Origin of the sequence: Streptomyces sp. NPDC060194, from assembly GCF_042728285.1 — a bacterium.
Taxonomy (GTDB): domain Bacteria; phylum Actinomycetota; class Actinomycetes; order Streptomycetales; family Streptomycetaceae; genus Streptomyces.
Window position 1 is genome coordinate 1 of record NZ_JBHWZH010000188.1, and the last position, 9,275, is coordinate 9,275.

A 9,275-nucleotide genomic window follows, 5' to 3' on the forward strand; every position below is an offset into this window, starting at 1 on the left:
GACGGGGACACACCCCCGTCGGCCCGTCGCATTGTCAGAGCGAGCCGGTAGCCTGCGGGAACAGGTGACCGAGCGGGGGAGGGGAGGGCCTCGATGCGAGTGCTCGGCGTGGACCCGGGCCTGACCCGGTGCGGGGTCGGGGTCGTCGACGGGGTCGCCGGCCGCCCCTTGCGGATGCTCGGCGTCGGCGTCGTGCGCACCCCCGCCGACGCGGCCCTCGGCGACCGCCTGGTGGGCATCGAGCGCGGCATCGAGCAGTGGCTCGACGAGCACCGCCCCGAGGTCCTCGCCGTCGAACGGGTCTTCAGCCAGCACAACGTGAGCACGGTCATGGGCACGGCCCAGGCCAGCGCCGTCGCCATGCTGTGCGCCGCCCGCCGCGGCATTCCCGTCGCCCTGCACACCCCGAGCGAGGTCAAGGCCGCCGTCACCGGCAGCGGCCGCGCTGACAAGGCGCAGGTCGGAGCCATGGTCGCCCGCCTGCTCCGGCTCGACGCCCCGCCGAAGCCCGCCGACGCCGCCGACGCGCTCGCCCTCGCCATCTGCCACATCTGGCGGGCCCCCGCCCAGAACCGGCTCCAACAGGCCGCCGCCCTGCACGCCGCACAGCAGGCGCCCCGGTACGCATCGAAAGGCCGCACCGCATGATCGCCTTCGTCTCGGGCCCGGTCGCGGCCCTCTCGCCGAACACCGCGGTGATCGAGGTGGGCGGGGTCGGCATGGCCGTCCAGTGCACCCCGGACACCCTCTCCGCGCTCCGTGTCGGCCAGGAGGCCCGGCTCGCCACCTCGCTCGTCGTCCGCGAGGACTCCCTGACCCTCTACGGCTTCGCCGACGACGACGAGCGCCAGGTCTTCGAGCTCCTGCAGACCGCCAGCGGCGTCGGCCCCCGGCTCGCCCAGGCCATGCTCGCCGTCCACCGCCCCGACGCCCTGCGCCTCGCCGTCTCCACCGGCGACGAGAAGGCGCTGACGGCCGTCCCCGGCATCGGCAAGAAGGGCGCCCAGAAACTCCTCCTCGAACTGAAGGACCGGCTCGGCGCCCCGCTCGGCACCGGGGCCCACCTGGCCGCCCAGCGGGCCGCGGCCGGCCCCGCCCCGTGGCAGGACCAGCTGCACACCGCCCTGGTCGGCCTCGGGTACGCCCCGCGGGAGGCCGACGAGGCCGTCACCGCCGTCACCCCGCAGGCCGAGGCCGCCGAGGGCGCCCCGCAGGTCGGCCTGCTGCTCAAGGCGGCCCTGCAGACGCTGAACCGCACCCGCTGACCATCGCACCACCACCACGAGGGGCACCCGCAGTGAACTGGGACGACACCACCGACGAGACCACCACGGCCGAGGCGGCCGAGCGGCTCGTCGGCGCGTCCGCCGACGGCGAGGACCAGGCCGTGGAGGCCGCCCTGCGACCGAAGGACCTGGGCGAGTTCATCGGCCAGGAGAAGGTCCGCGAACAGCTCGACCTGGTCCTGCGCGCGGCCCGCGCCCGCGGCGCCACCGCCGACCACGTCCTGCTCTCCGGCGCGCCCGGCCTCGGCAAGACCACCCTCTCGATGATCATCGCGGCCGAGATGGGCGCCCCGATCCGCATCACCAGCGGCCCGGCCATCCAGCACGCCGGCGACCTCGCCGCGATCCTCTCCTCGCTCCAGGAGGGAGAGGTCCTCTTCCTCGACGAGATCCACCGGATGTCCCGGCCCGCCGAGGAGATGCTCTACATGGCGATGGAGGACTTCCGGGTCGACGTCATCGTCGGCAAGGGCCCCGGCGCCACCGCCATCCCCCTGGAGCTGCCCCCCTTCACCCTGGTCGGCGCCACCACCCGGGCCGGCCTGCTCCCGCCGCCCCTGCGCGACCGCTTCGGCTTCACCGCCCACATGGAGTTCTACGAGCCCGCCGAGCTGGAACGCGTCATCGACCGCTCCGCCCGGCTGCTCGACGTCGAGATCGACGGCGAGGGCGCCGCGGAGATCGCCGGCCGCTCCCGCGGCACCCCCCGGATCGCCAACCGCCTGCTGCGCCGCGTCCGCGACTACGCCCAGGTCAGGACCGACGGCCGGATCAGCCGCGAGGTCGCCTCCGCCGCCCTCGCGGTGTACGAGGTCGACGCCCGCGGCCTCGACCGGCTCGACCGGGGCGTCCTGGAGGCGCTGCTGAAGCTCTTCGGCGGCGGCCCGGTGGGGCTCTCCACGCTGGCCGTCGCGGTGGGGGAGGAGCGCGAGACCGTGGAGGAGGTCGCCGAACCCTTCCTCGTTCGCGAGGGGCTCCTCGCCCGGACGCCCCGCGGCCGCGTCGCCACGCCCGCCGCATGGGCGCATCTCGGCCTCACCGCCCCCCGCACTGCACCGGGCGGAGCCCCGCAACAGGGACTTTTCGGCTCCTAGGAGGCCGCCCGCCGGCCGAAGCGGAACTGCGCCGACGCGCGATGCGTTGTTACGGCAACGGACACTCGCTTAGACTCCGCCGACGTCGCCCCTCATACGGTGGCGTGCCCCACCCCCAACACATCAAGGCCGCCCACCCCTCGCGGACGCGGTCGTGCGAAGGAAATTCCGTCCCGTGGATATCGCCCTCCTTTTCCCGTTCGTCCTGCTCATCGGCGCCATGTTTCTCATGACCCGCTCGGCGAAGAAGAAGCAGCAGCAGGCCGCCGCGATGCGCGACACCATGCAGCCCGGCACCGGCGTCCGCACGATCGGGGGGATGTACGCGACGGTCAAGGAGGTCGGCGAGGACACCGCCCTGCTCGAGGTCGCCCCGGGCGTGCACGCCGTCTACGCGAAGAACGCCATTGGCGCGGTCCTCACGGACGACGAGTACAACCGCATCGTCCACGGCGCCACGGCCGACGAGCTCGGAGTCGCCGGCGTCCCGGACGACGCCTCCTCCCTGACCCCGGCCGAGGAGTCCGACGACTCGCGCATCGACCTCGGCAAGAAGGACGTCGACGCCGAGCCCGGCCCGGCCGCCGAGGGCACCGCCCCGGAGCCGAAGAAGACCGACGGCGAGGACGGCACGAAGTAGTCACGGCCGGCGACCGCAGCCCGCCCCCGCGGGCGCGGCCGCCGGAACGTGTCGACTTCGCGTCCCCTCCACACATTCGTTGCCGTCCGCGGCGCGCGAGGCGCGCCGGGCGGTTGGACAGGGAGAAGCGAGAAGGTGGCAGCACCGAAGAAGGGCCGGAAGGCGGGCGCCCAGGGGAGGCCGGGCCGCGCGCTCGCCCTCATCCTGATCGCCATGGTGGCCCTCGTGGGCGGCATGTTCCTCTCCGGGCACACCACGCCCCGACTGGGCATCGACCTCGCCGGCGGTACCAGCATCACGCTCAAGGCGAAGAGCGAGCCCGGGCAGAAGAACGCGGTCAACCCGACCAACATGGACACCGCGGTCGGCGTCATCGAGCGCCGGGTCAACGGTCTCGGCGTCTCCGAGGCCGAGGTCCAGACCCAGGGCTCCGACAACATCATCGTCAACATCCCGAAGGGGACGAACGAGAAGCAGGCCCGCGACCAGGTCGGCACGACCGCGCAGCTCTACTTCCGCCCCGTCCTGACCACCGAGGTCACCGGCGGGCCGCAGGGCAGCGCCAGTCCCGCCCCCAGCGGGAGCGCGTCGGGCAAGCCGTCCGCGAAGCCCTCCGCCGGCGCGACCGACGGGGAGAAGGCCACCGACGGCTCCGGGGACGACAAGGCGAGCCCCAGCGCGTCGGCCACCACCCAGGGCCGCGCCGTCACCGACGCCCTGAAGGCCGACCCGACCCCGTCCCCCGCGGCGAGCGACAAGGCGAGCGGCGAGCCCGCACCGAGCGGTTCCCCCGAGGCGTCCGCGCCGCCGGCCGCCGACCCGGCCACCGAGAAGCTGCAGAAGGACTACGCGGCCCTCGACTGCACCAAGCCCGCCCAGCGCACCGAGGCCGGCCAGGGCGCGAAGCCCACCGAACCCACCCTCGCCTGCGGCAAGAACGGCGCCGGCCAGTGGCAGAAGTACATCCTCGCCCCCGCCGCCATCGAGGGCACGGACGTCGACAACGCCAAGGCGGCCATCGACCAGCAGACCGGTCAGTGGATCGTCAACATGGAGTTCAACGGCAAGGGCGCCGACAAGTTCGGAAAGGTCACCGGCGAGCTCGCCGCGAAGCAGTCGCCGCAGAACCAGTTCGCGATCGTGCTCGACGGCGAGGTCGTCTCCGACCCCTCCGTCAACCAGGCCCTCAACGGCGGCAGCGCCCAGATCTCCGGCAGCTTCGACCAGCAGTCCGCCGAGGACCTCGCCAACGTGCTGTCCTACGGCGCCCTGCCGCTGTCGTTCAACGTCGAGACCGTCACCTCGGTGACCGCCGCGCTCGGCGGCGAGCAGCTGGAGGCCGGCCTCATCGCCGGCGCCATCGGCCTCGCCCTGGTCGTCATCTACCTGATCGCCTACTACCGCGGCCTCGCGCTGATCGCGATCTTCAGCCTCGTCGTCTCGGCGATCCTGACCTACGCGATCATGACGCTGCTCGGTCCGGCCATCGGCTTCGCGCTGAACCTGCCGGCCGTCTGCGGTGCGATCGTGGCGATCGGCATCACCGCCGACTCGTTCATCGTCTACTTCGAACGCGTCCGGGACGAGATCCGCGAGGGCCGCTCCATCCGGCCCGCCGCGGAGCGCGCCTGGCCGCGCGCCCGGCGCACGATCCTGGTCTCGGACTTCGTGTCGTTCCTCGCCGCCGCGGTGCTCTTCGTGGTCACCGTCGGCAAGGTGCAGGGCTTCGCGTTCACCCTCGGTCTGACCACCCTGCTCGACGTGGTCGTGGTGTTCCTGTTCACCAAGCCGCTGGTGACGCTCGCCGCCCGCACGAAGTTCTTCTCCAGCGGCCACCCGTGGTCGGGGCTCGACCCCAAGCGCCTGGGGGCCAAGCCCCCGCTGCGCCGCTCCCGCCGTGTGCACGCCCCCGTCGAGACGAAGGAGGCGTGAGCATGTCGCGACTCGGCACCCTCGGCGCCAAGCTGTACCGCGGCGAAGTCGGCTACGACTTCGTCGGCAAGCGCAAGTTCTACTACGGGCTCTCCGTCCTGATCACCATCACGGCGATCGTGGGCCTCGCGGTCCGCGGCCTGAACATGGGCATCGAGTTCCAGGGCGGGGCCGTGTTCACGGTCCCCAAGTCGGAGTCCTCCGTCAGCCAGATCCAGGAGGACGCGGAGAACGCCTCCGGCCACGACGCGATCGTCCAGGAGCTCGGCAACGGCACCGTGCGCGTCCAGGTCAGCGGCCTCGACGTCAAGCAGGCCGACCAGGTCAAGACGGCGCTCGCCGAGGACCTCGGCGTCGCCGAGAACAAGATCGCCGCCGACATCGTGGGCCCCAGCTGGGGTGAGCAGATCGCCAACAAGGCCTGGCAGGGCCTGGCGATCTTCATGATCCTGGTGGTGATCTACCTCGCCATCGCCTTCGAATGGCGGATGGCGGCCGCCGCCCTGATCGCCCTGATCCACGACCTCACCATCACCGTCGGCGTCTACGCGCTGGTCGGCTTCGAGGTCACCCCGGGCACGGTGATCGGTCTGCTGACCATCCTCGGCTACTCCCTCTACGACACCGTCGTCGTCTTCGACGGTCTCAAGGACGGGGGCAAGGACATCGCCAAGCAGACGAGGTTCACCTACAGCGAGATGGCCAACCGCAGCCTCAACGGCACCCTGGTCCGCTCGATCAACACCACCGTGGTGGCGCTCCTGCCCGTCGCCGGCCTGCTGTTCATCGGCGGCGGCGTGCTCGGTGCGGGCATGCTGAACGACATCTCGCTGTCGCTGTTCGTGGGTCTCGCCGCCGGCGCCTACTCCTCGATCTTCATCGCGACGCCGCTCGTCGCCGACTTCAAGGAGCGCGAGCCGCAGATGAAGGCCCTGAAGAAGCGGGTCCTCGCCAAGCGGGCCCGCGGCGAGTCGCCGGAGGACGCGTCGCCCGAGCACACCGACGGCGCGCCCCAGCCCGCGGTGGCCGGCCCCCGCCGCTCCGGACCCGCGGGGAAGCGCCGATGAGCGACCTCACCACCACACTGCTCAGCGGCATCCGGGACGTCCCCGACTACCCGAAGCCCGGGGTCCTGTTCAAGGACATCACCCCGCTGCTCGCGGACCCGGTCGCCTTCACCGCGCTCACCGACGCCCTCGCGGAGCTCGCCGTCCGGCACGGCGCCACGAAGATCGTCGGCCTGGAGGCCCGCGGCTTCATCCTGGCCGCGCCGGCCGCCGTCCGCGCGGGCCTCGGGTTCGTCCCGGTCCGCAAGGCGGGCAAGCTCCCCGGAGCGACCCTCGCCCAGTCCTACGACCTGGAGTACGGCAGCGCCGAGATCGAGGTGCACGCCGAGGACCTCGGCCCCGGCGACAAGGTCCTGGTCGTCGACGACGTGCTCGCCACCGGCGGTACGGCCGAGGCCGCGCTCCGGCTGATCCGCCGGGCCGGGGCCGAGACGGCCGGGGTGGCGGTGCTGATGGAGCTCGGCTTCCTGCCCGGCCGCGAGCGGCTCGAACCCCTGCTGAACGGCGCCCCCCTGGACGCGCTGCTCACCGTCTGAACCGCGGACCCCGGACGGCCCACGCCGCCCGGCGCACACCGTGGAAGCGGGCCCCCGGACACCACCGGGGGCCCGTCCGCGTCGTGACCCCCGGCAGCTCCCATGGCGAGGGTGTCGGCGCGGGTCGTTACGATGGGGGCTCCGGCCCTGACCGGGGGAGCCGGACCGCACGAGGAGCGCTCTTGTCAGACGAGGCCAAGCCCCGCGCCGCCGCACAGCCCGACAAGGACGCGGCGGCCCCCGCCACGCCCGAGCGGCAGACGGGCCCCCAGCCCGCCGCGCCCACCGGGCGCACCGACGGGACGGCCCCGCTCCGGACCCCCAAGCCGCCCGCCGGCGCCACCCCCGCACCGAAGCCCGCCCCCGGCGCCCCCGCGCGCACCGGCGGCGGCTCCTCCAACCGCGTGCGCGCCCGCCTCGCCCGCCTCGGCGTCCAGCGCTCCAGCCCGTACAACCCGGTCCTCGAACCGCTGCTGCGGATCGTGCGCGGCAACGACGCCAAGATCGAGACGGCGACCCTGCGCCAGATCGAGAACGCCTACCAGGTCGCCGAGCGCTGGCACCGCGGCCAGAAACGCAAGAGCGGCGACCCGTACATCACCCACCCGCTGGCCGTCACCACCATCCTCGCCGAGCTCGGCATGGACCCCGCCACCCTGATGGCGGGCCTGCTGCACGACACCGTCGAGGACACCGAGTACGGCCTGGACACCCTGCGCCGCGACTTCGGCGATCAGGTGGCCCTCCTCGTCGACGGCGTCACCAAGCTCGACAAGGTCAAGTTCGGCGAGGCGGCCCAGGCCGAGACGGTCCGCAAGATGGTCGTCGCCATGGCCAAGGACCCCCGGGTCCTGGTCATCAAGCTCGCCGACCGGCTGCACAACATGCGCACCATGCGCTACCTCAAGCGGGAGAAGCAGGAGAAGAAGGCCCGCGAGACCCTGGAGATCTACGCCCCGCTCGCCCACCGGCTGGGCATGAACACCATCAAGTGGGAGCTGGAGGACCTCGCCTTCGCGATCCTCTACCCCAAGATGTACGACGAGATCGTCCGGCTGGTCGCCGAGCGGGCCCCCAAGCGCGACGAGTACCTGGCCATAGTGACCGACGAGGTCCAGTCCGACCTGCGCGCGGCCCGCATCAAGGCCACCGTCACCGGCCGGCCCAAGCACTACTACAGCGTCTACCAGAAGATGATCGTCCGAGGCCGCGACTTCGCCGAGATCTACGACCTGGTCGGCATCCGGGTCCTGGTCGACACCGTCCGCGACTGCTACGCCGCCCTCGGCACCGTCCACGCGCGATGGAACCCGGTCCCCGGCCGGTTCAAGGACTACATCGCGATGCCGAAGTTCAACATGTACCAGTCGCTGCACACCACGGTCATCGGCCCCAACGGCAAGCCCGTCGAGCTGCAGATCCGCACCTTCGACATGCACCGCCGCGCCGAGTACGGCATCGCCGCGCACTGGAAGTACAAGCAGGAGGCCGTCGCCGGCGCCTCCAAGGTCCGCACCGACGTCCCCAAGGGCGGCGGCAAGGACGACCACCTCAACGACATGGCGTGGCTGCGCCAACTGCTCGACTGGCAGAAGGAGACCGAGGACCCCAGCGAGTTCCTGGAGTCGCTGCGCTTCGACCTCTCCCGCAACGAGGTCTTCGTCTTCACCCCCAAGGGCGACGTCATCGCCCTCCCGGCCGGCGCCACCCCCGTCGACTTCTCCTACGCCGTCCACACCGAGGTCGGCCACCGGACCATAGGGGCCCGGGTCAACGGCCGGCTCGTGCCGCTGGAGTCGACGCTCGACAACGGCGACCTGGTCGAGGTCTTCACCTCCAAGGCCGCCGGGGCCGGGCCGTCCCGCGACTGGCTCGGCTTCGTCAAGTCCCCGCGCGCCCGGAACAAGATCCGGGCCTGGTTCTCCAAGGAGCGGCGCGACGAGGCCATCGAGCAGGGCAAGGACGCCATGGCCCGGGCCATGCGCAAGCAGAACCTGCCGATCCAGCGCATCCTGACCGGCGACTCCCTGGTCACCCTCGCCCACGAGATGCGCTACCCCGACATCTCCTCGCTCTACGCGGCGATCGGCGAGGGCCACGTCACCGCCCAGAGCCTCGTGCAGAAGCTGGTCCAGGCCCTCGGCGGCGAGGACGCGGCCAACGAGGACATGGAGGAGGTGCCGCCCACCCGCGGCCACACCAAGCGCCGCTCCAGCGCCGACCCCGGGGTCGTCGTCAAGGGCGTCGACGACGTGTGGGTGAAACTGGCCCGCTGCTGCACGCCCGTACCCGGCGACCCGATCATCGGGTTCGTCACCCGCGGACAGGGCGTCTCGGTGCACCGCGCGGACTGCGTCAACGTCGACTCGCTGTCCCAGCAGCCCGAGCGCATCCTCGACGTCGAGTGGGCTCCCACCCAGTCGTCGGTCTTCCTGGTCGCCATCCAGGTCGAGGCGCTCGACCGCTCCCGACTGCTCTCCGACGTCACCCGGGTGCTCTCGGACCAGCACGTGAACATCCTGTCCGCGGCCGTCCAGACCTCCCGCGACCGGGTCGCCACCTCGCGCTTCACCTTCGAGATGGGCGACCCCAAGCACCTGGGCCACGTCCTGAAGGCCGTCCGCGGCGTCGAGGGCGTCTACGACGTCTACCGGGTCACGTCGGCCCGGAGGCCGTAGGGGCTGTACAGCAGGTACGGCGAAGGGGCCGCGGTGGTGAAC

8 protein-coding genes are annotated in these 9,275 nt (G+C 72.2%); all 8 read left to right on the forward strand.

Annotated features, from left to right (window positions below; genetic code table 11):
- Window positions 1-93 precede the first annotated feature (93 nt).
- The 8 genes from ruvC (at window position 94) to ACFWEG_RS26600 (ending at window position 9,233) form a co-directional block, all read left to right on the forward strand.
- On the forward strand, window positions 94-648 hold the full coding sequence (ruvC, locus tag ACFWEG_RS26565) for a crossover junction endodeoxyribonuclease RuvC (protein WP_387219980.1): 555 nt from the start codon (window positions 94-96) through the stop codon (window positions 646-648).
- Window positions 645-1,265 carry a Holliday junction branch migration protein RuvA gene (ruvA, locus tag ACFWEG_RS26570; protein ID WP_387219982.1) on the forward strand — a complete coding sequence of 207 codons (621 nt, stop codon included), beginning with the start codon at window positions 645-647 and terminating at the stop codon, window positions 1,263-1,265. Before ruvC ends, ruvA begins: the two co-directional genes overlap by 4 nt.
- A 32-nt stretch (window positions 1,266-1,297) precedes the next feature.
- Complete coding sequence (ruvB, locus tag ACFWEG_RS26575) at window positions 1,298-2,380, forward strand: Holliday junction branch migration DNA helicase RuvB (RefSeq protein ID WP_387219984.1); 1,083 nt, start codon at window positions 1,298-1,300, stop codon at window positions 2,378-2,380.
- A gap of 175 nt (window positions 2,381-2,555) precedes the next feature.
- Window positions 2,556-3,020: a preprotein translocase subunit YajC gene (yajC, locus tag ACFWEG_RS26580; protein WP_387219987.1), complete on the forward strand. Its 465-nt coding sequence runs from the start codon at window positions 2,556-2,558 to the stop codon at window positions 3,018-3,020.
- 135 nt (window positions 3,021-3,155) lie between these two features.
- Window positions 3,156-4,952, forward strand: coding sequence for a protein translocase subunit SecD (secD, locus tag ACFWEG_RS26585; protein WP_387219989.1), 1,797 nt, complete (start codon window positions 3,156-3,158; stop codon window positions 4,950-4,952).
- 2 nt (window positions 4,953-4,954) lie between these two features.
- A complete protein-coding gene (gene secF, locus ACFWEG_RS26590; protein WP_387219997.1) occupies window positions 4,955-6,019 on the forward strand; it encodes a protein translocase subunit SecF in 1,065 nt (354 codons plus the stop codon).
- On the forward strand, window positions 6,016-6,555 hold the full coding sequence (locus tag ACFWEG_RS26595) for an adenine phosphoribosyltransferase (RefSeq protein ID WP_387219992.1): 540 nt from the start codon (window positions 6,016-6,018) through the stop codon (window positions 6,553-6,555). Before secF ends, ACFWEG_RS26595 begins: the two co-directional genes overlap by 4 nt.
- A gap of 182 nt (window positions 6,556-6,737) precedes the next feature.
- Window positions 6,738-9,233: a RelA/SpoT family protein gene (locus tag ACFWEG_RS26600; RefSeq protein ID WP_387219995.1), complete on the forward strand. Its 2,496-nt coding sequence runs from the start codon at window positions 6,738-6,740 to the stop codon at window positions 9,231-9,233.
- Window positions 9,234-9,275 lie beyond the last annotated feature (42 nt).

Bases quoted from the DNA above. Each gene is read 5' to 3' on its own strand.
- secF (WP_387219997.1), top strand. From the start codon at position 4,955: ATGTCGCGACTCGGCACCCTCGGCGCCAAGCTGTACCGCGGCGAAGTC.
- ruvC (WP_387219980.1), top strand. From the start codon at position 94: ATGCGAGTGCTCGGCGTGGACCCGGGCCTGACCCGGTGCGGGGTCGGG.
- ACFWEG_RS26595 (WP_387219992.1), top strand. From the start codon at position 6,016: ATGAGCGACCTCACCACCACACTGCTCAGCGGCATCCGGGACGTCCCC.
- ruvA (WP_387219982.1), top strand. From the start codon at position 645: ATGATCGCCTTCGTCTCGGGCCCGGTCGCGGCCCTCTCGCCGAACACC.